Origin of the sequence: Rhodococcus sp. IEGM 1307, from assembly GCF_030056915.1 — a bacterium.
Lineage (GTDB): Bacteria > Actinomycetota > Actinomycetes > Mycobacteriales > Mycobacteriaceae > Rhodococcus_F > Rhodococcus_F opacus_D.
This window is the reverse complement of the sequence record NZ_JASHKW010000024.1, coordinates 24,651-49,461: the sequence shown is the minus strand read 5'-3', so window position 1 is coordinate 49,461 and position 24,811 is coordinate 24,651. Positions and strand designations below refer to the sequence as shown.

The 24,811-nt window shown below is 64.4% G+C and carries 17 protein-coding genes and 2 pseudogenes; 7 read left to right on the top strand and 12 right to left on the bottom strand.

The features are described from left to right. Nucleotides 1–796 precede the first annotated feature (796 nt). The 5 genes and pseudogenes from QM841_RS34860 to QM841_RS34840 all read right to left on the bottom strand — a co-directional run bounded on the left by QM841_RS34860 (nucleotide 797) and on the right by QM841_RS34840 (nucleotide 6,434). The gene (locus tag QM841_RS34860; RefSeq protein WP_133987928.1) at nucleotides 797–1,144 is read right to left on the bottom strand and encodes a cupin domain-containing protein; all 348 of its coding nucleotides are present in this window, start codon (nucleotides 1,142–1,144) and stop codon (nucleotides 797–799) included. 65 nt (nucleotides 1,145–1,209) lie between these two features. Continuing rightward, nucleotides 1,210–2,619, bottom strand: a pseudogene (gene pntB, locus QM841_RS34855) (Re/Si-specific NAD(P)(+) transhydrogenase subunit beta). A 14-nt stretch (nucleotides 2,620–2,633) separates the two neighbouring features. Continuing rightward, nucleotides 2,634–4,162 (bottom strand): annotated as a pseudogene (locus QM841_RS34850) (Re/Si-specific NAD(P)(+) transhydrogenase subunit alpha). Then, nucleotides 4,144–5,049, bottom strand: coding sequence for an SDR family NAD(P)-dependent oxidoreductase (locus QM841_RS34845; RefSeq protein ID WP_283335457.1), 906 nt, complete (start codon nucleotides 5,047–5,049; stop codon nucleotides 4,144–4,146). The pseudogene QM841_RS34850 and the gene QM841_RS34845 overlap by 19 nt, the downstream one beginning before the upstream one ends. Before the next feature lie 677 nt (nucleotides 5,050–5,726). Next, complete coding sequence (locus QM841_RS34840; RefSeq protein WP_283335456.1) at nucleotides 5,727–6,434, bottom strand: TetR/AcrR family transcriptional regulator; 708 nt, start codon at nucleotides 6,432–6,434, stop codon at nucleotides 5,727–5,729. Between the two features lie 324 nt (nucleotides 6,435–6,758). Between QM841_RS34840 and QM841_RS34835 the strand changes: the two genes are divergently transcribed. After that, nucleotides 6,759–7,454, top strand: coding sequence for a TetR/AcrR family transcriptional regulator (locus QM841_RS34835; protein WP_133987925.1), 696 nt, complete (start codon nucleotides 6,759–6,761; stop codon nucleotides 7,452–7,454). A 61-nt stretch (nucleotides 7,455–7,515) separates the two neighbouring features. Here the strand turns inward: QM841_RS34835 and QM841_RS34830 are convergent, their stop codons facing one another. The 7 genes from QM841_RS34830 to QM841_RS34800 all read right to left on the bottom strand — a co-directional run bounded on the left by QM841_RS34830 (nucleotide 7,516) and on the right by QM841_RS34800 (nucleotide 17,468). Continuing rightward, nucleotides 7,516–9,054 carry a class I adenylate-forming enzyme family protein gene (locus QM841_RS34830; protein WP_283335455.1) on the bottom strand — a complete coding sequence of 513 codons (1,539 nt, stop codon included), beginning with the start codon at nucleotides 9,052–9,054 and terminating at the stop codon, nucleotides 7,516–7,518. A gap of 130 nt (nucleotides 9,055–9,184) precedes the next feature. Further along, complete coding sequence (locus QM841_RS34825; protein WP_283335454.1) at nucleotides 9,185–9,973, bottom strand: enoyl-CoA hydratase-related protein; 789 nt, start codon at nucleotides 9,971–9,973, stop codon at nucleotides 9,185–9,187. A 216-nt stretch (nucleotides 9,974–10,189) separates the two neighbouring features. Continuing rightward, entirely contained in the window at nucleotides 10,190–11,077 is an 888-nt protein-coding gene (locus QM841_RS34820) for an NADPH:quinone oxidoreductase family protein (protein WP_133987922.1), read from the bottom strand. Between the two features lie 165 nt (nucleotides 11,078–11,242). Then, nucleotides 11,243–12,286 (bottom strand): beta-keto acid cleavage family enzyme, encoded by a 1,044-nt coding sequence (locus QM841_RS34815; RefSeq protein ID WP_133987921.1) that lies wholly within the window; start codon nucleotides 12,284–12,286, stop codon nucleotides 11,243–11,245. 63 nt (nucleotides 12,287–12,349) lie between these two features. Continuing rightward, nucleotides 12,350–13,498, bottom strand: a complete 1,149-nt coding sequence (locus QM841_RS34810; protein WP_283335453.1) for a saccharopine dehydrogenase family protein — start codon at nucleotides 13,496–13,498, stop codon at nucleotides 12,350–12,352. Between the two features lie 128 nt (nucleotides 13,499–13,626). Beyond that, nucleotides 13,627–15,384, bottom strand: a complete 1,758-nt coding sequence (locus tag QM841_RS34805) for a hydantoinase B/oxoprolinase family protein (RefSeq protein WP_133987919.1) — start codon at nucleotides 15,382–15,384, stop codon at nucleotides 13,627–13,629. Next, the gene (locus QM841_RS34800) at nucleotides 15,381–17,468 is read right to left on the bottom strand and encodes a hydantoinase/oxoprolinase family protein (RefSeq protein ID WP_283335452.1); all 2,088 of its coding nucleotides are present in this window, start codon (nucleotides 17,466–17,468) and stop codon (nucleotides 15,381–15,383) included. The genes QM841_RS34805 and QM841_RS34800 overlap by 4 nt, the downstream gene beginning before the upstream one ends. Nucleotides 17,469–18,021: 553 nt before the next feature. Between QM841_RS34800 and QM841_RS34795 the strand changes: the two genes are divergently transcribed. From QM841_RS34795 to QM841_RS34770, 6 genes are all read left to right on the top strand, one after another. Next, complete coding sequence (locus tag QM841_RS34795) at nucleotides 18,022–19,305, top strand: FAD-dependent oxidoreductase (protein ID WP_283335451.1); 1,284 nt, start codon at nucleotides 18,022–18,024, stop codon at nucleotides 19,303–19,305. Between the two features lie 41 nt (nucleotides 19,306–19,346). Continuing rightward, entirely contained in the window at nucleotides 19,347–19,793 is a 447-nt protein-coding gene (locus tag QM841_RS34790; protein ID WP_133987916.1) for a flavodoxin domain-containing protein, read from the top strand. A gap of 54 nt (nucleotides 19,794–19,847) precedes the next feature. Continuing rightward, nucleotides 19,848–21,059 (top strand): cytochrome P450, encoded by a 1,212-nt coding sequence (locus QM841_RS34785; protein WP_283335450.1) that lies wholly within the window; start codon nucleotides 19,848–19,850, stop codon nucleotides 21,057–21,059. A 63-nt stretch (nucleotides 21,060–21,122) separates the two neighbouring features. After that, nucleotides 21,123–22,577, top strand: a complete 1,455-nt coding sequence (locus tag QM841_RS34780) for an APC family permease (RefSeq protein ID WP_283335449.1) — start codon at nucleotides 21,123–21,125, stop codon at nucleotides 22,575–22,577. Between the two features lie 131 nt (nucleotides 22,578–22,708). Next, complete coding sequence (locus QM841_RS34775) at nucleotides 22,709–23,116, top strand: nuclear transport factor 2 family protein (protein ID WP_283335448.1); 408 nt, start codon at nucleotides 22,709–22,711, stop codon at nucleotides 23,114–23,116. A gap of 19 nt (nucleotides 23,117–23,135) precedes the next feature. Beyond that, a complete protein-coding gene (locus QM841_RS34770; RefSeq protein ID WP_283335447.1) occupies nucleotides 23,136–24,782 on the top strand; it encodes a purine-cytosine permease family protein in 1,647 nt (548 codons plus the stop codon). The last annotated feature ends 29 nt before the right edge of the window (nucleotides 24,783–24,811 follow it).

Below are 24,811 nucleotides of genomic sequence, written 5' to 3'. Positions count from 1 at the left end.
TCGTCTGCGACCAGGCATTGGGCGCCGCAACGAAGCTGGGTTGTGTTGCCGGGTCCGATCGAGATCAAGGTCGCCATGACCTGGGTCAACCGGGACTCAATCACCGTAAGCCGTGTGATGTGGGCACCTGAACTGCGGAAAACGTCAGGCGGGCCGAATCACGTGCCTTGTCTCCGCAACGACAGCGTGCCTCACCCGAGCGGCGTGGCTGTCGATCCGTGGTCCTCATCTCGCGGGCCTTGCCCGCTCAGCGTGATCGCCGGACCCAATATCAAAGCCCATAGGCCTCGTCGTCACTCCGCGCCGAGGGGCGGTCGCGGTGGCAGTCGTTGCCGGCGACCGCACCCCGCCGCCGGCAACATCCTGCTCGCACACGCCGGCACCAAGAGGGAAGGTTCCGAGGTGCCACCGCGCTTGCTGCTGCCCTCGTCGGCTGATCACGCTGGGTGCAACAACCGATCAGGATCGTCGCGCCGACAGGCAGGCATCGGGCGATCCCTGCACCGACAACACATTCGAGTGATTCCACGTCGAGCTCTGCCAGACCGATGCCAGGGCCAATCTCGTCCGAGCCGTGACGGACCGTCCACACCGCGGTCGCCTTCACCGCCGCCTGATACGGTGCATGGGGATGCGCTCTCCCGCACTCGACTCCCACCTCAGGTGGTCTTGTCAGCAGAGGAGCGACAAGGATCCCGGTCGGTTCAGGTCTACTCCATGAATGCGAGTGCGGTGCCGCGCACAGCCTTCGGGAAGCTGCGCGCGGCACCGCTTATGCTCAGTGGCTCGTGTTGTTTCAGAACACGGCGAATACTTTGCGAACGGTCTCGTGAAGCTCCCAGGTTCCGGCCCATCCGCGTGGGAAGAGCGCAACATCGCCTGTCTCCAGGGCGAATTGCGTTCCGTCGTCTGGGGTGATTGTCAGGCGCCCGGCAATGATGTGGACGAGCTCATGTGTGTCGAGCTTCCAATAGGACGGTCCTGGTGCACATTCCCAGATCCCCACCGAGGCATCGCCCTCTTCCCAGAGCGTGCTGCCGGCCGTCGCCATGACCGGTCCCGTTGCTTCCGGCAGCGGTCCCCAATCCTCCAACTCGGCATCGAGCGCGGAGGAGAGATACGGGGCGAGAGTTGGAACTGACATGTGATACTTCCTTATCTGTTGTGTGTCGAGCGTGTCGATCGTTTCCGCGTGGCGCCTTGCCCAGGTCACACTCGGGCGGCGGCGAGCGCGCCGACGATTTCGTCGATTCGAGCTTTGGCGTCGCCGAAGAGCATTTGGGTGTTGTCGCGGAAGAAGAGGGGGTTCTGTACGCCGGCGTAGCCCGATGCCATGGACCGTTTGAAGACGATGACATTGGCGGCTTCCCAGACCTTCAGAACCGGAATGCCCGCTATCGGGCTACCGGGGTCCTCGGCGGCCGCCGGGTGACCGTGTCGTTCGCGCCTATCACCAGCACGACCGTGGTGTCGGCGAAGTATTCGTTGACCTCGTCCATCTCGAGGACGATGTCGTAGGGGACCTTCGCCTCGGCCAGCAGCACGTTCATGTGGCCAGGGAGGCGTCCGGCGACCGGGTGGATTCCGAACCGCACATCCCTACCATTTCACGGAGTCTGCGGGTGAGGTCTGCGACGCCGTACTGGGCCTGGGCGACGGCCATTCCATAGCCGGGGGTGATGACGACGGATTCGGCATTCGACAACAGTTCGGCAACGGCGTCGGCGTTCGTCTCGCGGTGGTCACCGTAGTCGGCTTCGTCGCTCGATGCGGCAGCGAGACCGAATCCACCCGCGATGACGGAGATGAACGGCGGTTCATTGCCTTGCACATGGTGTAGGACAGGTATGCGCCTGATGCGCCGACGAGCGCCCCGGTCACGATCAGCAGGTCGTTCGCGAGGAGAAACCCGGATGTGGCGGCGGCCCAGCCGCTGTAGCTGTTGAGCATCGAGACCACGACGGGCATGTCGCCGCTCCCGATGGACGCGACGAGATGCCAACCGAGGAACAGCGCGAGAACCGTGGCGACAACAAGCATCCACAGTTGCGGCTCGATGACGAACCACACTGTCAGCGCCGCGAACGCCGTCAACGCCGCGAGGTTGAGCAGGTTCTTGCCCGGCAGGCTCAGCGGGGAGCACTTCACCTTCCCCGAGAGCTTGAGATAGGCGACGACGGAACCGGTGAAGGTGACCGCGCCGATGATCACTTCAGCGGAGTGGATGCCGAGCATGCCCTCCGCGTCGAGTTCGACAGTCGCCCTTCCGCCGACATGCAGGTAGCCGTTCCATCCGACGAGGACCGCGGCGAGTCCGACGAAGCTGTGCAGCGGCGCGATCAACTCGGGCATACCGGTCATCTCTACGCGTCTGGCCCGTTGGAGACCGGTCGAGGCGCCGACGAGCATCGCAACAGCAAGGAGTCCGAGGCCGAGTCCGGAGATTCCACGGTCGATCGCCAACGCGACCGTCGCGGCGAGAGCCACCGTCATACCGGCGATTCCGAAGGTGTTGCCCAGTTTGGCGCTCTCGTGTCGCGACAGCCCCGCGAGGGCCACGATGAACAGGAGCGCGGAGACGATGCAGGCCGCGTAGGTGGTCGATTCGATGGAGATCAAGGTAGCCTCAGCCTTCAGGACCGCGAGAACATTGCGAGCATGCGTCGGGTCACGACGAACCCTCCGAACACGTTGATGGTGGCCAGCAGAGTCGCGGCGAATGCCAGGGCCGTGATGGTGCTGTTGTCGTGACCTATCAGCAGCAGTGCGCCGACCACGATGATCCCGGAGATCGCGTTCGTCACCGACATCAGTGCGGTGTGCAGAGCATGGTGGACGTTGCCGATGACGTAGTAGCCGATCACGATCGCCAGTGCGAACACGATCAGATGGATCTGCAACGCTGCCGGCGATGCCGCGATCAAGAGGAACAGACCGAGGGCGGCGACGCCGACGACGGCAGGCTTCGTGCGAGTGGATGCCAGCTTCTGAGAAGGCGCGTGCACGGTTGTGCTCGCAGTTTTCGGCGCGGCTGCGGTGGGCGCAGCGGAGACCTGTACCGGTGGCGGTGGCCAGGTCGACTGTCCATCGCGCACCACCGTGATCGAGCATTGAACGACATCGTCGAAGTCGAGGACGAGTTCGCCGTCCTGCCCGGGTGTCATTAGCTTCATGAGGTTGACCAGGTTGGTGGCGTAGAGCTGGGAGGCCTGAGCTGGGAACCGTCCGGCCAGATCGGTGTATCCGACGATGGTCACACCGTTGGCGGTGACGACAACCTCGCCCGGCACGGTGCCCTCGACATTGCCGCCGGTGGCAGCGGCCATGTCGACGATGACACTGCCGGGTTTCATTGCGGCGACCATCTCGGCGGTGATCAATCGCGGTGCGGGTCGACCCGGAATCAGCGGCTTGGTGATGACGATGTCCGTCTCGGGCACGGTGGTCGCGTAGAGCGCCGCGGCGCGGGTGTTGTAGTCATCCGACATCGCCTTCGCGTAGCCAGTTGCACTGAGTTCGACCTCGGTCGCCTCGACGGCAAGATATTCCCGCTCAGGGATCTGATCTTGTCGGCGACCTCGGAGCGGGGGTCGGTCGCTGTGACGATCGCGCCGAGACTTCCGGCGGTGCCGATCGCGGCGAGCCCGGCGACACCGGCGCCCACGACCAGGACTTTCGCCGGCGGCACGTTGCCGGCGGCGGTGACCTGGCCCGTGAAGAACCGACCGAAAGCATGGGCGGCTTTGACAACTGCCCGGTAACCCGCGGTGTTCGCCATCGAGGAGAGCACGTCCAATGGCTGGGCACGCGAGATACACGGCACCGCGTCCATGGCGAGCGCAGTGAGGTCGCGGTTCGCGAGGTCCTCGATGAGGTCGGGGTGGAGCACGGAGCTCAAGATGCTGACCATCGTTGCCCCGGGCCGCAGGCGTTCGAGTCGCTCGGGCGTGGGCGCGTTGACTCCGAAAACGATGTCGGCTGCCGCGGCGTCACCGATCGTTGCGCCGGCGCCGACGTAGGCGGCGTCCGGGAAGTCGGACCTCTCCCCCGCGCCGGACTCGACGACGACGTCGTAGCCGAGTTTGAGCAGTTGGGTCACCGTCGCGGGCGTCGCGGTGACGCGCGTCTCGGCGGTGCTCTCCTTCAGTACTCCGATGAGCACAACTCTTGAACCTTCCTATTGGGCGATGAGCGACGCGGATCCAGCGCACCGCGTTTTCGTTCTGAATCAACGAGTTTGACGATGTCCAAGCCCCGGTACCCAGTTCGGCTCGAAGGGGTTCGAGCGGTCCTGGTGCAGCCATTGGGGTTGGTTGTAGATGGCTTGCCCGCCATCGACACGCAGAGCGGTTCCGGTGACCCCGATGCTGCAGGTGAGGCGAGGTAGGCGACCGCCTCGGCGATGTCGTCGGGGGTACCGAGACGGCCGCAGGGCGTGTGGTCGATCAGGTCTTCGCGAATACCGTTCTCATCGAGCAGGCTTCGGGTCATCTCGGCCTCGACTACCCCGGGAAGGACGGCGTTGGCGCGGATTTTGTCATCTCCGAGTTCCGCGGCGAAGGTCCGCATCAAGGGAAGCAACGCGGCCTTGCTCACGCAGTAGCCGCCGACCTGGTCGCTGTGCGCGAGCGCAAGGCTTGATCCGAGGATGGTCAGTGATCCGCCTTGTCGCCTGTCTGCGATGCGCTGTGCGGAAACTTGGCAGAGATAGAAAGTTCCGGTGAGGTTCACGTCGATGTGCCGGTTCCACGTGTTCGCCAGCATGGTGAGAATCGGACCGTACTTGGCGTAGCCCGCGTTGGCCGCCACCGCTGAGGGTCCTCCGCCCCATTCCACCGCAGTCGTGAGAGCATCTTCGACTTGCGCTCGATCTGTCTGGTCCGCGGCCAGCGCCAGAAATGGTCCGCTCACGCCGGTCCGGGCAGCGGCACACAGTTTCTCGGTGCGTTCGAGCGCAACGACCGCGTAACCGTCGGCGAGGAACCGCGAGGTGATCGCCCGCCCGAGGTCTCCGGCGGCACCGCTGACTACAGCGAGAGGGCGTGTCATCGAGGTGACCTTCTGTACATGGGATCAATCCGTATCGATCGGGGGTCGGCCACCCACCTCGCACGTGAAGAGACCTCGTGGCCGACGTCAGCGATCTGATTCCGAGGGCAGATGCCGAGCTACATCACGTTGTTCGTTCCAGGCGGTTCCGGGCCGGGCATTTGATTAATACCCGTTCATTTAGTGAATGTATCGACGCAGGGCTGCGGGGTAAAGGGGCGACGAAGACACACACCTGAGGCGCACGCGTGAACGTCCACACCGAACGGGGCAAAGCACAAACTTCGCTGCCACCGAGCGTCCGACTATTCGCACGGTGCAGGATCGAATACCACGACTTTTCTCAGTTTTCACGATGCTTCCGCCCGCGACTGCGGGTAGCGGGGCCAGAAACCGGTGAAACCCCACCGGGCCGAACCACGCCCATGCCGATCGCGGCGGCGATGGTGCGCAATTTGCTCACGCCACTCCAACAGAGCCTCTACCGGTCGTTTAATTTATCACCAATTCAATTGGCGCTTTCGCTGGTGTTTGCCGCTGGACGGGTGCGGGAAAGCAGGAGTTTGCCAAATTTCCGGACGTAGTCGGGTGTTGTCCACCCGGCGGCCCCGCGGGCAGCGGCAGGACGTGAGCGCCTGGACTCCTCGCGTCACACCGGCGACGGCATCAATTGTTGCTCACGCGGGGTCGAGGTCGACGCCGAGTAAGGCTCGGCTGATTGCGGTGGCCTGGTCGACGCATTGATTCAACCCCCGCGCGGTGCCGTCCCATCGGCACCATTCGGATGCGGTGTCGAGTACCTTCACCACGACCTTGACGAACTTTGCCACATCGTCAAACTTGTATCCCAGCTCGATCGCGGCCGCCTCATACATGCGCTCGTACAGCCCCAACCACTGGTAGTACTCGGCTCGCGTCTCGGACGGCAGGAATCCAGCTATCCGGTCGCTTGCCATGAGGATGTCCCACAAGTTGTTTTCCGGGCTCTCCAACTGGCGCCTCAAGTGGACCCGGATCATGGCGTTCCAGAAGTCGTCCACATTATCGGTCGCATCGACTTCATCGAGGACGGCGGAAGCGAATCGATAAAAGTGCCAACGAAAGGCCTCCGTGACGATTTCGTCGCGGCCGTGCTCGAAATGCCGATAGATACTCGGCGCTTTCACGCCGACCTTCTCCCCGATGTTTCTCATCGAGACCGATGCGTAGCCGTACGCGCACGCCAGCTCGACGAACGCCTCGAGAATTTGCCGGCGCCGATAGCCCATGTCGGTCCAGTCGACCTTCGCGAGGTACTCGCGCAGTTCGTCGGCAGATTGCAATCGCGGCGAGGAGTGTGTCCCCGCCGTGGCCGGTACGGCATCTGCCGCGTCAATTCTCAGCATCGTCGACTCCCTCGCGCAATCTGTGGCCAAAGGGCTCCTCTGGTGGAGCCTACGCGGAGCTTCGCGTCGGTGAAGGCCCCCAGCGAGGAACCGATCACCCCTCCAGCTCCGGGATAGCCTGGGCCTTCCATCGATAAATTCGGACACCGTCCATACTGTCACTCCTTCGGGGATCGGAATCAAAACCGCTGGTAGCCAGCGTGTGGTATGAATCTTACGAACATTAATTACAAGCTCTGGTGCAGATGCTCATCTCACGGCCTTCGGGCGCTGCTGTGAGTGATTGAATGCCTGGGCGGGGAAACCACTGAGGCGAGGACCGGTATGACGTCGACGAACAGTACGGATGACCGTGGCACCAAGCGGGCCAGGCGAGGTTCCCGCGGGCACCGTGCCGACGTCGGCCGGGACCGGGTCATGGATGTTGCCCTGCAACTGTTCCTCACCCACGGATATGCGGGAACCAGCCTGAAGGCTGTCGCAGACGAGCTCGGCATTTCGCCGCCGGCCCTGTACTGGTATTTCCCGTCGAAGGAAGATCTGTATCTGTCGGTACTTCAACGGTCGATGGAGGATTTCACCACTTATGTGGGGGGTTCCGTCGTCGTCAACGACGACCCCGTCTTCAAGCTGAGCCAGTTGGTTCGTGCGCACGTCACCTGGCAGCTGAATCAGGCGAACGTTGCTCAGGCGTTCGATCTGACCATGACGTTGAAGGGTCAGTCGATCGACATCCCGGAAGAGAAGCTGGCGCCGGTAGTCAAGATGCAGATGGACTACGTGGCGCTGGTGCGTTCGATCCTTCGTGAGGGTGTGGACGACGGGGCGTTCGTGGTGGACGACATCAAGACCACCGCCTTCGGCATCATCACCCTGTGCGAGTACGTCACCACCTGGTACAAGCCGGGGGGTGAACTTTCGGTCCCGGCGGTGGCCAACCGGTACGAAGGAATGGTCAGGCGCATGGTCGGGGTTGCCTCCCGCCGCACGCCTCAACCGGATCCGGTGGCCGGCGACTGAGTCCGTTGTCGCCACGAGCCGGGGGGCGTACGCACCTCCGGCTTCGTGACGACGGCCGGTGTCAGCGCCGAGCGGTGAGCGCACCGTTGTCGATCAGCTTGGTGAAGTGTGCTGCGACGGCGCGGCGGTCCACCTTGCCGCTCGCCGTCCTCGGAAGCGGATTGAGAACCGTAATACGCTCGGGGACCGCATAATCGGGAAGCTTCTCCAGCAACACGCGCCGAGCATGCTCCTCGTCGAGGAGATGGCCGGGCCGTTCCTCGACAGCAGCCCAGATCCGGTTCTGCAGGACCGCATCAGCCATTCCGAATACACAGCTCACACCGACGGAACCGAGTTCCGACAGCAGTCCCTCCACATGCGCTGGGAGAATTTTCTCGCCACCACGGTTGATCACGTCGTCCACGCGACCCTCGATGTAGTAGAACTCGTCATCGAGCCTCGCGAGGTCGCCGGTACGCAGCCATCCGTCGCTGATCTTGGCGGCGGTGAGCTCGGGCTGGCGCCAGTATCCCTGCATCAGGGTGGGACCCTGCACCCACATCTCGCCGACCGTGCCGGGTTCGACGTCCTGGCCGTTCTCTCCGACGATCCGGATCCGTGTTTCCGGAACCGCGAAACCAACGGATTCACCGCGGCTCTCCGCGTGCTCGGGAGGAAGAAAGGACACCGCAGAGCCGTACTCGGTCATACCGTAGCCGTGGAACAACTGCATCCGGGGCCATTTCGCCAGAAGCTCGTCGATCCAGGCGACCGGCATGGGCGAGCCGCCGTAGAGCAGCACTCGCACCGAGTCCAGCGCCTGATCGGCGCCGTCGGCCAACATGATGAGGCGATGGAGGCTCGGGACCGCCGCCAGGTACGTCACCGGCCGGGCCGTGAGTGCGGCGACGGCGTCCTGGGTGCGGAACTTGTACAGCAGATCCGTGCGTCCACCAAGCAGCAGCATGTGCCCGAACTGATCGACGAACCCGGTGTTGTGGAACATCGGTACGACCACGAGGGTCGAATCGTGCTGTCCGGTCCGTAGCACCCGGGCGAACGCCCAGGACGCCTCGGCGAGCGCCCGCTGGGCCAGCATCGCGCCCTTCGGCTTTCCAGTCGTCCCCGAGGTGAAGCTGATCAGGGCGAGTGCGTTCGGATCCACCGGCAGCAATGGCGCGGGAGTCGCAGTCAGGTAGTCGTCTGCCAGGTGTCGGACCTTGCCGGCAGGAACGCCGCCGGCGATCTCGGTGTGGGCGTCATCGGCCAGGACGAGGGCGGCATCGAGCAGGGCGACCTGGTCGGCGAACTGGCTCGGGTTCAGTCGGTTGTTGGCCGGAGCGATCACCGCACCGAGGGAGAGAACGGCCATGTAGTGCACGACCCACGACGCGGTGTTGTGACCGACGATGACCACTCGGTCGCCGGGCTTGATTCCCTGGTCCGCGAGCCAGCGGCCACACCGTGCCACGTGCTCGGCGAACGCCGCGTAGGTCCATTCGGTGGTGGACGTCGTCAACGCGAGTGCATCGGGGGTGGTTGTGGCCCAGTGGATAAGCGCAGAAGACAGGGTGGGGAAAGGGATCGGGCGATCGTCAAAGTACGGGTGCTTCGTCACCGTGGACTCCTCGAATTTTTCGCGCACTGCGCGTGGCGGGCGGGTGCCGGATCGTGCCGACGCCGGTTGATGTGGGCGGCTGTCCGTGGCGGCTTCTGTCACGTCCATCCACGTGGTCCGTGGGCCATTATCAGAGTCCCTGCCACTGGGGCGCACGCCTCTCGATGAAGGCGCGTGCGCCTTCCTCCGCGTCCTTGGATGCGGGGACTCGAGCAACGGTGGGAAGGCCGTGTCGCATCACCTCGAACGCGTCCTGATCACGCAGCCCCTGGGTGGCCTCGATGATGTCGAGGGTTGCCGTGACCGACAGCGGTGCCGACTCGCAGATCTGCCGTGCGAGCTCCTTCGCGGTCTCCAATACCCGGGCCGCCGGGACTACCCGATTGACCAGCCCCCACTGGTGCGCATCGGCGGCAGTGAAGGGGCGGCCGGTCAGGAGCAACTCTGTCGCCAGCGGTCGCGGCAGCAGCGACGACAGCCGAACCACGCCACCTGCATCCGGCAGGACCCCGATGCGGGCTTCGGGGAACGAGAACTTCGCAGATTCCGCTGCCACGACGAGGTCCGCTGCGAGCATCATTTCGACGCCGCCGCCGTACGCCGATCCGTTCACAGCCGCGATGATCGGTTTGGTCAGTCCGAACAGCTCGGTGATACCGGCGAATCCGCCGGGGCCGTGGTCGGCGTCGGGGGGCTCTCCTGCGTGCGCGGCCTTCAGGTCCCAGCCGGCGCTGAAGAAGCGGTCACCGGCAGCGGTCAGCACCGCCACACGCAGTGAATCATCCGAACGCAGCTCTGCAAAGGCGTTGTAGAGCGCCCTGCTGGTCGGCGCGTCGATGGCGTTCGCCTTCGGGCGATCAAGGGTGACGATCAGGACAGGTCCGTCGATCTCGATGCGCACATCGTTCGAGGCAGCCATGCTTTGTCCTCCGGGTGTGGTAGCCAGTCGGTGAGTGGTCGGGCGGCCTGACAGACGGTTGCCGCTATGATCTTGCTTCCTAAATTCATCTCTCGCACAACACTCTTCGTCACCGTCATGCGACATGTCCTCGACGTGGACGAGCGCTCTCGTCGGGTCGATCGAGACCGGGCCGCCATCCGGTCCCGATCGACTCCAACCTGACGTCCGCGAAACTCAGACCGTCAGGACCACACGTCCGACGACACTGTGCGCGGCCAGGTCTGCCAGTGCGCTGCCGTAGTCGGTGAGGTCGCCGCCGACCTTGACCACTGGTTTGATGTAGCCGTCACCGCTCAGGGTCATCAGGTCGTCCCAGGCTGCGCGACTGATCCCTGCCTTCCACAGATAGTCCGACTCCACTCCGCGCACGTCGGTGTTCGTGAGCAGCAGCCTGTTCACCTTCACCGTCGGGATCTCGCCCGAGGCGAATCCCACGGCCATGACTCGGCCACCGGGAGCGAGAGACTTGAGTGCGTTGCGGATGTCGCCGCCGACAACGTCGACCACCAGGTCGACGCCGCGTCCACCGGTGATCTCGCGGGCTTTGTCGGGAACTTCGTCGCGCAGCACTACATGGTGTGCACCTGCTTCCAGTACGGCCTTGGCACGTTCGTCGTTGGAAACGACGGCGATGACCTGCGCGCCGAATCCGGCGGCGACCTGAATGCTGGCCAGCCCGACGCCACCGGAGGCGCCGAGTACCATCACCCAGTCCCCCTTGCCCATGTTCCCGCGAGTCACCAGCGCGAAGTGCGAGGTCAGATAGTTCATCGGAATCGCCGCGGCATCGACGAAGCTCATCTCGTCCGGGATCGGGTATAGCCGATCCTCGGTGACCGACAGCTGTTCGGCGGCGGCGCCGTAGCTGAGGCAACCTGCCACTCGGGTCCCGGGGACGAACTCGGAACCTGCCGGGCTTTCCAGGACAACTCCGGCGAAATCCGAGCCGGGGCTGAACGGAAGCTTTGGCTTAACTTGGTACTTCCCCTGGGACATCAAGAGGTCTGGGAAGGCGGGAGCGACCGCCCTGACCTCGACAAGGATCTCGTCGGCGGCGCGCATCGGAGTGTCCCAGTCCAGGACCTCTAGGGCAGACGGGCCCTCTAACTTCACTACACACACTGCTCGCAACTCGGTTCTCCGATCTTGTCCGTAGGGGCCGGATGGGGATCACGCTGGTTGTCGGCGTGATCCCCACCCGCGGATGACCTACACGGCGGTGTATGCCTAGGTGGTCTGCCCGGCCGGGATCTTGCCGGCGTGGGCGTTCTGGGCGGGAAGTCCGAGCATCGCCCGGTATTCCTCCGGGGTCGCCACGGGGCGGCCGACGGCATGCGAGATCGTCTGGCCGATCTGCAGGGCCTGCAGGTTGCTTTCGACCTTGTCCGGGCGGTGCGGCCAGAGCCAGTAGGTGTCCTCCATGCCGACTCGGATGTGCAGGCCCATCAGGGCTGCGAGGTTGGCGACATGGGAGGAGGCGCGGCCGGCGGCACAGACCATGATGAAGGCGTCGGGGTCGATGTCCTTGATCGATGCCACTGTGCGGGTGAGGCTTTCGATCATCTGACGGGGATTTTCCATCGGGCTGCAGCCGGGCAGCGCGGGCAGGATCAGCCAGACGGCAGGCGTGTCGATGAGACCCGATTTGATGAGGAATCGGTCGGCGTTGGAGACGTCGGCGTCGGTGTAGACCGCGATCTCGGGCTTCGAACCGGCCTCGTTGATCAGGCGAACCTTCTCGATCATGATCGGGGCGGGCTTGACGAACAGCGAGTCACCGATGTAGGTGGCGGTGGTGTTGATGGGGGCTGCGTCGAGTACGCCCTCGTTGAGGACCTGCTTCATCAGTTCCCACTCACCGTCGAGTGCCGGCACGAGGCACCCGTCAACGACAAGTGAGGGGAACTCTTCCCGCAGGGGGCTGATGACCTGACGGAACCGATCCGGCGAGAGGACGTTGTAGCCGGCGTCGTCGCGGACGTGGATGTGCACCGTGCTCGCACCGGCCTTGGTGACCTCACGGGCCGACTCATGGATCTCGCCAGGAGTAATCGGCTGGTTCGGGTTCTGGTCCTTCTTGAAGAAGGCTCCGGTGATCGCAACGGACACCACGAGCTTCTCTGGGACGTCCCACGGTGTGGAGATCGGGGCGTCGTGGAAGGCCGAGTTCTCGAGATCGAGGACGGTAGGGATCCCGTAGGGACGCCAGATCATCTTCTCCTGCTCGCGGGCAACACCACGAGAGACTCGATCCCAGTTGACTTTCGCCATGGTTTTTCCTTTCTGATCGACGCGTACGCCAAGGCGGCGTCAGCGCCTGAGATTGTTGTGAGGTCAGCTTGCTACTGCGCTGAGGGTGAGCAGGTCGCGGATTCGTACGTGTTCGACGATCTCGCCGTCGCGGGTGCGGTAGGCGGTCATGCCGCCGCCGCCAGCGGAGACATCACGCAGGGCTGTGAAGAAGTCCGCCGGTTCGAGCACCTCTGGCGAGACCACGCCGGGGCCAGGGACCTTTCCTTGCAGTGCCACGAGTGAGCCGGCCGCGGCGGGAGTGCCGGTGGCGTCGTCCTGGCTCATCTGGCCGCCCGACAGGAAGGAGATGCCGTCGCTGCCAACCCGGACATCGACGATCAGACCCGATCCGACGGGCTCCCGTTCGCTGTGCCCGGCGAGTGCGGCCTCGAAGATGGTGTGCATGGACGCAGTTCGGTTGGGGCCGTCGGGAAGGCGTGACACCGACCAGCCCAGGTGGGTGAAGTCCTCCGGGATGAGTCCGCCCTTGTTGTGGGCCTTGGTCACCCGGGTGAAGCGCGGAAGTGTCAGGACCTCGGGATGACTCAGCGTCACGACTAGCTGTTCACCGACCGGCTCGGGGAAGCTCACCCGCTCGGGAGCCAGTAGTTCCCAGCCGGGGGTGCCTCCGAATTCGGGGACGGCGGTGCTGAACGAGTGCGCGAAGTGCGGGACGACCGCCCCGACCATGTCCTTGGCATCGACGCACCAGGTGATCGATGCGCTGGCGTCGCCGGCAGGCAGCGCATCGAGCGCGAGCCGGACGAGGACATTCGTGGTGCCCGGCGCCGAGCCCATTCCGATGAGTGCGGTCACACCGGCTGCTTTGGCGGCCTCGTCACGCTGGAGCAGCAGTTCGGTGGCATCTGCGTCGTCGCAGATGTCGAGGTAGTTGGTTCCCGCCTCGATGGCCGCATCCAAGATGATCGGGCCGAGAGTGTAGTAGGGACCGGTGAGGTTGACCACCAAGTCTGCGCCGGTGAGGATTTCACGCAGCTTGTCCGGCTCGGAGAGGAGGTCGAACAGTACTCGGTGCACCTCCTGGTTGCCCACCTCGAGCGGGGCGTCGTCGCGCCACGCACGGTCGCACAACACCAGTTTGAGGTCTGTCTCGGTTCGTCCGAATCCGCGGAGCAGGCCCGATGCCTGCGCACCGGCGGCGCCGAGGACGACCACTGTCGGCTTAGTCATCTACTTGTTCTTCTTTCGTTGAGGCTTCGCTGCCTATCGACAGTCCGTTCGAATCGGGGGTGCTGACCCGCCCGAGCCCGTGAGAATGACACGACCATGGCTGCTATCGGGAAGTTGACACTTCTTACTCATGCACGGCGGCGCGCCGTGCCCTGTTCGTCGACGGTCAGACCGCCGGTCGTCTTGATGAATTCGACACCGTAGGTTGCGGTGGCGTGCTCGGCTGTTTCCCAGCCTTCGAGGACGTCCTCGAGGACGAGCCGAGGATCGCGTTCGAATGGTGCACCGTACCCGCCACCGGAGGCGTCGAATCCGTGGATCGTCTCGCCTGGTTGAAGCACGATGTCGACAGCGTTCGGCAACGTGCGACGACTACCGTCGGCTGCTTCGAGCCATGCCGACGCGGTTCTCCCGTCCTCGCCGCCGCTGACGCCCTTCGAGGGGGTGATCTGTCCGTCACACGGATAGATGAGGGAGATCGGCGAATCCTTGGGCGTGTAGGCATACTCGAACGATGGCCCGCCCCGGTACTTTCCGGCTCCACCGGTGTCTGGAACCATCCGCAGGTGCTTGTACATGATCGGCATCTTGATCTCGTCGATCTCGACTGAGTCGCGGTACATCAGCCCGCTGGTGCAGGGAACACCGTAGGTCACCCAGCCGTCCGCGTGGGCACTACCGGGACCGCCGTTGGCGGTGATGCACAGCTGATTGACGAACTCGTCGTTCGAACGCTCGTCGTGCCCGGACAGCACCGCATAGCCGGCGCCGACACCGACGGCGCCCTCGGCCACACCGTAAGGCTCGCCCAGCTGAGCGAAGGCGGATCCGACACAGTTGATGAGCCGGTCGGTGACATTCGTCGTCGCCACCGAGCAGCTGTGCGGGAACTGTGGCTTTCCGACCGCGGAGCCCTCGTTCATGTCGATCTGGACGCGCCGGAACGCGCCGCTGTTCTTCGGGACCGACGCCGGGATGGCATTGAAGATGCCAGCGAATACCGCTGCCCGGGTGGTCGCCTCGGTCAGGTTGAGACCACAGTCGACGTTGGGGCCGTTCTCGGTCAGGTCGACGTTTATCTTGCCGTCGTGGGGTTTGATCTCGACGCTGACCTGGAAGTCCAGTCCGTCAGGCAGATACGGGTCGAAGGCGTCGTGTCGGCCCGAGTTGTGCAGGGTGGCGGCAGGGAGGTCTTCGATGGCCTTGGCCATGACCTTCTCGCTGTAGTCGAGCCAGTCACGGGTGAACTGGCGGATCGTCTCGCTCCCGTACTTGGCGACCAGTTCCTTCAGTCGTCTCTCGGCAACCCTGGCTGCGCCGATCGAGGCGAGGAAGTCGCCGTACCACTGGGACGGTACCCGGATTCGACTCCGGCACATGCGAATGATGTCGTCGATGTTCTCGTAGTCGGACTGGACCTTCACCGTCGGGAAGATCACGGCGCCCTCTTCGTACACATCCTTCGCGGCGGCGTGGTAGGTCGTCGGGATCGAGTTCCCGACGTCGGCCTGGTGCGCTTTCGTGACAGCGGTGAACATGTGCACGCCGTCGACGAAGACGGGGACGAGGATCGTGTGATCGGCTGCGTGGGAGTTGCCCACATAGGGGTTGTTGTCGAGGAAGGCGTCGCCCTCACGCATGTTCGGATGGGCGATCCGCAGCTCCCGTGCCTGGAGCTGGGCACCGAACACGTGCACCGGGATCGCCTCGGCCGCGGCGAGCAGTTCGTCGTCGGCGGTGAGGATGGCGCAGGAGAAGTCCCGGGCGCTGTTGATGACGGCTGACCGCGCGGTCCGCAGCAGGGTGTTCGTCATTTCGCGGACGATGCCGTCGACCTTGTTCGCGATGATTGCGGTGCGGACACCGTCGAACTGTGTCTCGCTCATTTCGACTCCTCGTTGCCGATCGAAAGCAGGTAGTTGCCGGAATCGGCAACCGTCGCCGACATCCCGGGGAAGACGACCAGGGTCGTGGTGGGTTCTTCGATGATCGCCGGGCCTGTCACGCGGGTTCCGGGAGTCAGGTCGGCCGGTTTGTACACCGGCGTGTCCACCGTGCCGACCTCGCCGAAGTAGCAGTCGCGCGAGCTGCTCGTCTGTCCGACGTGTGCCTGCGCGGCCGGATAGTCGTGCGCGATGCGGGGAAGGTTGATCGTCACCCGGGCCCGCCAGTTGAGGAACTCGATCGCCGACCCTGGGTCGCGCACCGCGAAGATGCGCTCGTGCAGGTCGTGGAACATCTCGAAGAGTTTGGCCTGATCGCCGCCGTCCCCGGAGACGCGGTGTGAGGGAAGTGGCAGATCGATCGTCCACACCTGCGACTTGTACCGGGCTTCGACACCGAATTCGACGGTGTAGTCCGGGTTCTCGCCGCCGAAACGTTTGGCGAAGTCGTCGAGCCGGAGTTCGAGTGCGTCGAGGACACGGTCGACCCCGTCGGCGGCGAACGCGTCCGAGGAGGTGATCAGGGCCGTCGACTCCTCCTTGACGATGTCGGCGAAGTGCATGCCCGAAGCCGAGAGGGCTGAGGCCACCTTCGGCAGGACCATGCGCTGGGTGCCGAGTTCTGCCGCGATCTTCATGATGTTGATTCCCGCGGCGCCGCCGCCGGCGACGAGCGTGCTGTCCTGCGGGTTCAGGCCCTGCGCGATGGTGATTTCGTGGACGGCTTTGACCATCGCCTCGCTCGCCAGAGACAGGATGCCCCATGCGGTTTCGTGGACGCTGATTCCGAACTTGTCGGCGAGCGTGCTGATCGCCTTGGTTGCGGCGGCGACGTCGAGCTTCATCCGGCCACCGAGGAAGTAGTCGGGGTCGAAGTAGCCGAGCACACAGGCGGCATCGGAGAGGGTGGGCTCGGTTCCGCCGTTGCCGTAGCACGCCGGCCCGGGTTCGGAACCTGCGGATTGCGGTCCGACACGAAGCAGCCCACCCTCGTCGATCCAGGCGATGGAGCCGCCGCCGGCGCCGATCGAGCGAATGTCGACGGAGGAGATGCCCAGCAGATCGCCTTCCCACTCCGGGCCGAGCCAGGTGTCGCGTGAGTGCACGACCGCGCCGTCGCGGGACAGGCCCACGTCGAACGTCGTTCCGCCGGTGTCGGCGACGATCATGTCCCCGCCGAGGCCCTCGAGCATCGAGTAGTTCAGGCCAGCCAGTGGGGCCATCGACGGGCCACTGCGCGCGGTGTGGATCGGCGACTCGATCACCTCGTCGATGTTCATCACTCCGCCCATGCTCGTCGAGACAAGAATGGTGCCCTGGTAGCCGAAATCGCGAATATCCTGCTCGAGCTGCCGGAAGTGGTGCTGCATCAACGGCTTCAGGGACGCGTCGATCGCGGCGGCCGACGTTCTGCGGTACTCGCGAACAATGGGCGCAATTTGATGCGACAGCGTCACCGGCAGGTCCGGGCACAGCTCGGCGATCTTCTTCTCGACGCGCAACTCGTGATCGGGATTGACGACGGACCAGAGCAGCGACACCGCAACCGCCTCGAAACCACCCTCACGGATCGCTTCGATGATCGCAGTCAGGTGATCCTCGTCGAGATCGACGACGACCTGGCCCTCGGAGTTGATCCGCTCCCGCACACCGAAGGTGTGGCTGCGAGGAATGTACGGCTTGGGGTACTGCTTGGTGAAGTCGTACCCGTCCTGCTTGCCACCTTCCTTCAACAGCAGGACGTCCTCAAACCCCTCGGTCGAGAGCAGAGCGGTCTTGGCGATGTTGCGCGTGATGATGGCGTTCGTCGCGCGTGTGGTGCCGTAGATGAACAGGTCGGTGTCCGCGAGAACCTCCTTCGCGGTCAGCCCGATCTCCTGCGCCGCCGCCTCGAGCGCGGCCGAAAGCCCGCGGAAGACCCTGTCATGCGTGGTCAGGGACTTGCCGATCACCTGTTCCGATGCGGCGTCCTGAACAACGACATCGATGAACGTTCCACCAGTGTCGGCGGAGACTTTGAAACCCATCGAGCTCTCCCTGCAGATTCATGTCTGGTTCGTAACCCCGGCTGTGACGGGAGGGGCCGGCGCTCGGGCCCCACGAGTCGCGCCCGACTTTCCCGGAAGGCGCGGTGGAGGAGATCTGGATCACCTCCGTGTCGCTGTGACTATTTAATGATCATTAATCCATATTGTCAAGGTCGGCGACTCCTCGATATCACCGCTTCGGCTACACCCGACGCGCGGGACCGTCGGGCGATGCTCGCCCCTGCATCTAGCGTGAGGGTTCCACGAGGTTACATCGCTGCTGATAGCACTGCGTGCTCCCAATTTGGCCACGATCGCGGCCCGCTCGATCGATGAATCACAGCGGGTGCCCGCCTACCAGTGCTCGTTGTCGAGCAATATAGATCCGGCAGTGGCGCATCTCGCCAACTCAAGCTAACATTCATTCGCAAGTATGGCGCGGGTCACTTTTTGTTGCGGGAAGGTTTCCGGCTTCCACCTCAGGTGACGCGCCTATTGCTTGCAGCACCGCTTCACGAGGCCGATGCGCCCCAGGATCGCGAGGAGAAAATCCGTGCCCGCCAGCCCGTCAGTCGAGCAACTCGGCCCGACCGTTGCCGTCATCGGCAGCGGCCCGTCCGGCTGCTACACCGCACAGTTCCTGCGCAAGGAGCTCGCGGACGCAGAGATCACCGTCTTCGAGGCCCTTCCGGTTCCGTACGGGCTGGTTCGCTACGGCGTCGCCGCCGACCACCAGGGCACGAAGGCGGTCGCACGTCAATTCGATCGCATGTTCGAGCGTAGCGCTGTCACGTTCGTCGGGAACACACGGATCGGTGTGGACATCAGCTTCGAAGAACTGACCAGCGCCTTCGACATCGTTGTCATCGCGACCGGACTACCAAGCGACCGTCAACTCACGATTCCTCGCGACGAGGGTGCCCACGTGGTGGGCGCCGGCCAGGTGCTTCGGACCCTCAACTCGTTCCCGGAGGAAGCCGCGCTGGCCAATGAACCCCTCGACGGCGAACTCGGCGCGGACCTCATCGTGGTCGGCCAGGGCAACGTCGCAGTCGACGTCGTGCGTCTACTGACCAAGGGTTCGCACCACCTCACCGGTTCGGACATCGACGATCGCGCCCTCGATCTACTCAGACCCAACCCGCCGAAGACCGTGCGTGTGATCGGACGATCACCGGCCTCGAACGCCAAATTCGACCTCGCCATGCTGCGCGAACTGTGCGGAATCGACACACTCGCTGTGCAGGTGGAGGGCTTGGACGAATCTGAGCAGGGACCGGCGGTGGACCTCCTGCGGGAGGCCGTACAGAAGGCGGCCAGCGTGGACACGCAAGACCGCACCGTGCTGACCTTCCACTTCGAGGCCGTGCCCACGCGGATCCGGCAGGAGGACGCACGCACGGTCCTCGAGGTCACAGGCCCCTCCGGGGACACCGACTCCTACGTAGCCGACACCGTCATCACCGCCATTGGTTTCTGCCAACCCGACGACACCCGAGACGATGTCCCCGTGGCGGCGTGGTCCGGTGCCCATGTCTATCGTGTCGGTTGGCTCGACCGGAACGGCCGCGGCAACATCGCCGAGAACCGCAAACACGCGCAGACGGTGGCACGGTCGATCGTCGCCGATCTGGCCGACGGCCGAATCCCCCGAAAAGGCGCCAGCGGCTTGGCTACCGTTCTGCCGCAACTACATTCCTCCACCGTCGGTTTCGACGGCTGGCTAGCGATCGACGAAGCCGAACGCAGCGCAGCAGACGCACACCGCTGCCGCCGCAAGATCACCGACCTCGACGAGATGGTCGCGATCGCGCATTCCGCGGGCCGCAGCTCCTAGGTCCGCACCCCGCATTCACTCGACAAGAAAGACCGCTACCCATGACCGCAATCAAGATTCTGTTCGGTACCGAATCGGGCAACGCCGAACTGGTGGCCGACGACATCACCGACACGTTCACCGACGCAGGCGTGAAGGCCGAAACCATCGCCATGGAGGACTTCGACATCGCCGATCTCCCCGGCGCGGGAACCATCGTCGTGATCACCTCGACGTACGGAGAGGGTGAACTGCCAGCCACCACCGAACCGTTCCAGCGGGCCATCCTCGACACCCGCCCCGATCTGTCCGATCTACGATTCGCAGCTTTCGGACTCGGCGACAGCACCTACGAGACCTACAACAACGCGATCGACGTCCTCACCGCCGACCTCGCCGGACTCGGGGCACGCCAGATCGGTGAGACCGGCCGTCACGACGCGGTCAGCGGCGAATCCTTCACCGACGGCGCGGTGACCTGGGCCAAGTCGATCGTCGACGCCCTGTGATGCGCGTCCACCCCACCCCCATGCTCATCCTCACCGGACGGAAGTGATCAGCCCATGAGCCAGAATGTCACTCTCACCGAGCGTCCCTCGGAAGCCGATTACCTGCCCTGGGAGGATCCGGAGTTCGTCCGGGCCCCGTGGCCCTGGTTCGATCGCCTTCTCACCGAGAAGCCGGTCCTGGTCCTCGACGACGGCAGCATCGTGGTCAGCAAATACGCGGACGTGGTCAAGTTCGCCAAGCATCCTTCGCTGCTTTCGGTGCCACCGGACGGCATCGGCGACAGCCCGTGGGCGGCAAACCTCAATTCCGTACTGCTCTCCGAAGGGGAAACTCATCGGCGCATCCGTCGGTCGTTCGCCAGTTGGCTGACCCCCAAGGCAGTCCGGAAATGGGGACGAACTGCCGCCGACAGCGCCCGCGCCGCTCTCGACCGGATCGGAGTCGACGGCCTCATCGAGGCGCACAGCGCACTCGGAGTCCAACCGGCCCAGGACGCAATGGCCCACGCGCTCGGCATCCCCACCGAGGACGGCTTCCCCTACATCCACGCCACGAACCTGACCATGATGTCCATGGGATGGAACCCGACACCGGACGAGGTCACCCGCGCCCACGAGGGCTTCGGATACATGATGTTCCAGGTCGAGCGGCTCATCGAAGCCAAACGCCGCAACCCTGGTGACGGGATGCTGCTCGACGAGATGATCACCGCCGTCGACGAGGGCCGGCTCAGCGAACGCGAACTCAAGGAATCGATCCAGATCCTGTGGGGATCGGCAGCACACAACCCCGGGCACGTGATGGCCTCCGCCCTGGTCGACCTCGCCGACAATCCACAGGTATTCACGGTGTACAAGCAGGACCCGGACACGCGAGAAGCGATCATCAACGAGATCTTCCGGCGTTCCCTGCCCGAGGTCGCCCTCGACCGGTTCACCACCGAACCCCTCGAGATCGGCGGAGTCACGGTGCCCGGCGACGGCACCCGCATCCGCTTCGTCCTCGGTGCGGCTCTGCGCGACCGTGACGTCTTCCCGAACCCGGACGAGTTCGACTACCAGCGGCCGAAGGAAGCCAGCATGGCCATTGCCTTCGGGGTCGGCACCCACAACTGCGCAGGCCAGGCAATGGCCCGCGCGGAACTACGCGCAGTCCTCGACGTCATAGCCGAGCGGTACGGCACGGTCGAGATCGTCGGCGAGCCCGTGTGGACGAACTCGGACCGCCACCGCAACTGCGAAGGACTCACCGTCCGTCTGTCCTGACCGTGTCATCCCGCCTGTCCTGACCGTGTCCTATCGGCCCACACGAAGGATTTGAAGATCGCCATGGAAGCCTCTCCCACCCACACTCGAACACCAGCACCCCCGGACGGCCCGTCGGGTCGCCTCTCCGGCCAGATGGGCACAACTCAGTTGGTCCTCTCCGTCCTGGCGTTCTCGTCACCGCTTACCTGCCTTGCCGGCTACTTCTCCCTGACGATCATGTCGTCCGGAGCCACCGCCCCCGTGGCGTTCGTCATCGTGACCGCGGTCCTGCTGATCTTCTCGGTGGGATACATGGCGATGACCAAGCACATGCCCCGCCCCGGAGCCTTCTACGCCTACATCTCCGAGGGCCTCGGTCGCCATGTCGGCCTCGCCTCCGCATTCCTTGCCACACTCTCGTACTCGGTCATCGGCATGGGTGTGTACTGCTTCGCAGGCATCACCATCACAGATCTCATCACCAAGTACGGAGGCCCGCAGATACCCTGGTGGACGGGCGCTTTCGCCATCTGGGTGGTCATCGGCATTCTCGGCTACTTCAACGTGGACGTCTCGGCCAAGGTCCTGATGTGGGTGATGTTCGTCGAGGTCACCATCGTCATGATCTTCAACGTCGCGATCGTCGGTCAGGGCGGTGAGTCCGGACTGACCCTCGCGCCCTTCAACGTCTCCGAGTTCGCCGGCGGTGAGGTCTGGGTCGGGTTGCTGTTCGCCATGCTGGTGTTCATCGGCTTCGAGGCGACCGCCCTCTACCGCGACGAGGTCAAGGACCCCAACCGGACCATCCCGCGCGCCACCTACATCGCTGTCCTGTTCATCGGAATTCTGTACACCGTCACCGTGTGGGTGATGGTCATCGCGTTCGGCAGCGAGGCAGAAAATGCCGCGAAGAACGACCCCGCGGGGATGTTCGCCCTCGCCTCCGACACGTATATCGGAGTGTGGTTCAGCAACGTCGCCACCACCCTGGTCGTCACAGCCGTCCTGGCGTCGATCTTGTCCATCCACAACGCGTCGACCCGCTACCTGTTCAACCTCAGCGCCGACGGTGCCCTCCCCAAGGGCCTCGGCGCCGTGCACGGTCGCCACCGCTCCCCTTACCGCGCATCGATGGCGATCTCCGCGCTCGCGCTGGTCGGGGTCGGCCTCTTCGCCCTCGCCGGTAGTGACCCGTCCGTCGTGTACGCGCAACTCGCCGGCCTCGGCAACGCCGGCGTCTTCGTCCTGATGGCCCTGGTCAGCATCGCCGTCGCGGTCTGGTTCCGGCGCAAGGGCACAAGCACCGGCGAGAACATCTGGTCCACCCTCATTGCCCCCCTGACCTCGGCGATCGTGATGTCGGGCCTGGTCGGATTCGCGCTGGCGAACTTCGATCTGGTAGCCGGCGAATCGGACGCCAACTCCGTCCTTCTTCTCGTGCTCGCCGGATCGTTCATCGCAGGACTGATCACCGCCGCGGTGATGAAAGCGAAGCGACCCGCCGATTTCCAGCGGCTCGGCGGAACCGATCGCTGACCGGCGGCTCATTCTTCTCGGCGAGCAAACAGCCCCCGCCCGAGACAACCGATCGTCGAGCCACTCGACGCGTCCCCCTCGACCAACCGGCGGCGACGGCCGTCTTCCTAACCACACCCTCAGGAGTGTCCATGACCATCGAGAACACCGAACGCGTGATGCACGACTACCACGCTGCCTGGCAGCGCGGTGACCAAGAGGCCGGAATGAGCTTCTACGCCGACGATCTCATCGTTCACATGGGAGGTGACGGACCCCTGTCCGGCACCTTCAACAGCCGCGAGGAGTTCGTCCAGAACTGGGTGTCACGGGTGGCCGACTACACCGACAAATGGGAGGTGCTCGGCGACGACACCCTGCTCGTCGGCGACGACGGAGTCCTGCTGCTCGTACACGAGAAGTGGAGCCGGGGCGACCGCTCGGTCACGACCGCGCGACTGGGTCACTACCGCATCGCCGGCGACAAGATCGTCGAGTGCCGGTTCGCCGACATGAACCAGCCCGAAGTCGAAGCCTTCTTCGGCGATCTCACCGCCTGACGAGAAGAAGTAGACCCCCATGTCCGAACACAACGACTCTGCCGTGTCCGCGGCTTCCTCCGGCCAGAACACCTCACCGCCGCGCTGGCAGATTCGGCACACCGACGACCCGCGCGTCGTCCTCGAGCAGGAACACGAGGACTACACCGATCACGTGGTCCCCCTGACGGCGCGGCAACCGCGCGGCAAGGTCCTCGGCAGCTGGTGGTCGATCGCCAGCGCGATGGCGTTCCTATACTACGGTGCACTCGCCGCCAATCTCGCCGGCACCCAGCAGGCTCTGATCGGCCTGGCCGCGGTCGTCGTCGTCTACTCCGTCCTCTGCGCGTTCGCCACCAACGTCTCGATCCGCCGCGGCGTCAACTCGATGCTCCTCACCCGTGAGATGTTCGGAGTCAGGGGCGCGGCGTTGACGCCACTGATCTGCGGGCTCGGCGGCCTCTACTACGCGGTCTTCGAGTCCAGCGTGATGGCAGCCGCGCTGCAGGCGTACTTCCAGGTCTTCGACATCCGGGTCTGGTACGCCATCGTCATCATCGGCATGCTGCCCCTAATGCTCGGCGGCATGCAGACCTGGCTGAACAAACTCAACACCTGGTCACTGCCGATCTACATCGGCGGCGTCACCGGCGCCGTCGTGGCAGCCGGGGTTCGATTCGGGTGGAGCGGAGACTGGTTCACCACCACTCCCGAGATCGCCGCACACACCACCGTCCCCGGATGGCTGACGACCTTCGTCCTGTTCATGGGCAACTGGCTGCTCATCGCCGACACCCCCGAGTTCGCCCGCTTCGGCCGCCCTCAGGATCGGCGCTTCCACGCGAACATCACCTTCGGCTGGGCCTTCTACCTACTGGCCTTCGCGTTCAATGGCCTCGCCGGGATCCTGATCGTCGAACTCGCCGCACCCGGGCTCACCGTCGCCGAGTCGGCCGTCACCACCGGGATCGTGGCATCACTGGGGCTGATCGGCCTGATCGTCGTCCTCGTCAGTCAGGTGCGCATCAACTCGGCGAACTTCTACGTCGCCAGCATGTGTCTCGAACGTGTAGTCAACCACTTCTCCACCCGCAACCTCTCGCGCCGAGCATGGGTTGTGCTGTTGTCCATCGTGACGTTCTTGCTGATGCTGACGAACGTCTTCAGCTACATCGCCACCGCCCTTGCCTGGCAGGGCATCGTGACTGTGTCCTGGGTCGGAATCTTCGTCGTTCACCTTCTCGTCGTCTCTGGTGAACCGGAGATCCGCGCCAGCCGGTTGCCCATGGTGGCTCGCGGATTCGCCGTCTGGGTCGTCTCCGCCGCGATCGGCCTTGTCGCACTCGAACTCGGATCCGGGGCCGTCGCTCAGCTCGCGCCCCTGATTTCGCTCGCCGTCAGCGTGATCCTGTATCTGACCCAAGCCCGCACTCTGCGGCTCAGAGCAGCCCACACAGATTCGGACGAACACCCCGACGTCCGCAACTCGGTCGGCGACCTGTGGGGAACGCGCACCAGTTGCTCGAGTTGCGGGCTCGCCTACACCACTTACGAAATGGACACTGCTGCGCACCACACCGACCAACCTCTCTGCCTCGAGTGTCAGGTGCACCCGCTTCCTGCGACCTCGAACGTCGGCCCCGGCGATCTCGCTGACGGTGTCGATGACGTCCCCGCCCCCAAATAGCCCCAAGTACCACCTCCGAAAGGCAAGAG